We start from the raw sequence: 1,496 nt of genomic DNA, 5'->3' as shown, positions 1-1,496 counted from the left end.
GGGAGTGTCAATAATTTTGTGTAAATGACACTAAGCCCTTTTGTAAGAATTAAGCTAGTTATTTATTATAAACGACCTTGCAGGTCGGACTGTGACTTTCTTCTTCAGTTACTAACCCCATAGCTGGTTCTCACCAAGGGTCAAGCGTATTTGGCTTGATGCTTGGTGAGAACCAGCTAAACTTCCAAAACTGAAGAAGATTAAGTTTCGATAGCTTCAAACATTTTAAGTAGTTCTGGTTTAGCTTTTTCAAACCCTCTATGACATCGCATACTATGTTTTTCAATATAATGATGGAATTGCGTGACTAAATAACGTTTGAGCGATTCCTCATTCGGAAATTGCTCTTTGGCTTTGATATGGCGTTTGATTTGCTTATTAAAAGACTCTATTAAATTCGTGGAGTAAATACTTCTTCGAATAGAAGCCGGAAAATCAAAAAACGTTAGGAGTTGTTCATGCCCCATCACATTTTTAATGACAGATGGATAAAGCTTTTGCCATTTCTCCCGAAATTGTTCGAGTTGAGATTCAGCTTCAGTACGATTTTCAGCTTGATATACCTTTTTAAAGTCATTAGAGATGTCTTCACGATCGCTGACGCGTACTTTTTTAGAAATATTTCGAGAAACATGTACGCAGCAAACCTGATGTTTCGCTTTAGAGTAAACACGATGAATCGAATCGGTCATTCCTTTAAGCCCATCAGAGACAAACAACAGAACGTTTTTAACGCCTCGTTCACGAAGGGACGAAAGCATCTCTTCCCAAACGTGAGCTGATTCCGTTGGGGCAATCGTATAATCCAAAACTTCCTTTGTGCCATCTTCGGTAATGCCAATCGATATATAGACAGCTTCTTTTTGGACAGTATCGCGTCTAATTGGAATATGCGTAGCATCTAAATAGACACAAACATAGCGCTCGTTGAGCCTTCGGCTGTGGAACGCTTCTAAATCCTCTGATACACGCTGAGTGATATTGGAAATGGTCTGTTTCGTATAGTGATGGCCGTACATTCGCTCAATAAGTTGAACGATTTCGTCTGTCGTGATGCCTTTTTGATACATATGAATGATATAACTTTCAAGAGTATCATTCGTGCGATTATAAGAGCCCAGAGTTTGTTGCTTAAATTCACCGTTACGATCGCGTGGAATATCAATATTTAATTCCCCATATTCCGTTTTAATTGAACGAGGGTAAGTGCCATTACGTGAATTGCCAGAATTAAAACCTTTTCGATCATAAGGTTCATAATCTAAGAAAGCTGTCAATTCATTTTTGAGTAATTGATTGACTGCTGACTCAAGATGTTGGCGAAAAACTTCTTGGATATCCTGTTTTTGGACTAGAGCTTCAATTAAATCTGTAGTAACATGGTTCATAGGGAAGACCTCTTTTCTGTGAATTTTGTCGGCTAACTTAATTCTACAAAAAGGGTCTTCCTTTTTCTATGTTCTAAAAATCATTTACACAAAATATTTTATACTCTC

General features: G+C 37.7%; 1 protein-coding gene. It reads right to left on the bottom strand.

Annotated elements, in window-relative coordinates:
* Positions 1-200: 200 nt before the first annotated feature.
* Positions 201-1,388, bottom strand: a complete 1,188-nt coding sequence (locus BMY57_RS15795; protein WP_077701816.1) for an IS256 family transposase — start codon at positions 1,386-1,388, stop codon at positions 201-203.
* Positions 1,389-1,496 lie beyond the last annotated feature (108 nt).

It is taken from the genome of Piscibacillus halophilus (genome assembly GCF_900110685.1).
GTDB lineage: Bacteria > Bacillota > Bacilli > Bacillales > Alkalibacillaceae > Piscibacillus > Piscibacillus halophilus.
This window is presented reverse-complemented; position numbering and strand designations above follow the sequence as displayed.

Excerpts from the sequence above, each read along its gene's own strand:
- BMY57_RS15795 (WP_077701816.1), bottom strand. The coding sequence starts at position 1,388 with ATGAACCATGTTACTACAGATTTAATTGAAGCTCTAGTCCAAAAACAG.